This is a genomic window from Pseudomonas sp. 30_B (genome assembly GCF_017491605.1).
Lineage (GTDB): Bacteria > Pseudomonadota > Gammaproteobacteria > Pseudomonadales > Pseudomonadaceae > Pseudomonas.
The window spans coordinates 1-255 of the sequence record NZ_JAFGYY010000443.1 but is presented as its reverse complement, the minus strand read 5'-3'; the positions used below and the strand labels follow the sequence as shown (position 1 = coordinate 255).

Genomic DNA, 255 nt, shown 5'->3' with positions numbered 1-255 from the left:
CCCTGATCGGCAGCGGCCAGGCCGATGCCAACGGCAAGTGGGAAATCACCACCAGCGCTCTGGCCGATGGCCTGCACAACGTCACCGCGACCGCGACCAACACCGTAGGCCAGGTCAGCGAGCCGACTGGTGTCTGGAACTTCAGCGTCGACACCAGCAAGCCGGCCAACGTGACCGACCTGCTCGTGCTCGACGACGTGGGTAACCAGACCGGTCCGCTGCACAATGGCGACACCACCGACGACGACCGTCCGA

The 255-nt window shown here is 65.9% G+C and carries 1 protein-coding gene; it reads left to right on the top strand.

The features are described 5' to 3' along the window. A partial coding sequence (locus tag J5M67_RS29035; protein WP_243434954.1) for an Ig-like domain-containing protein occupies positions 1 to 255 on the top strand: 255 nt, incomplete at both ends.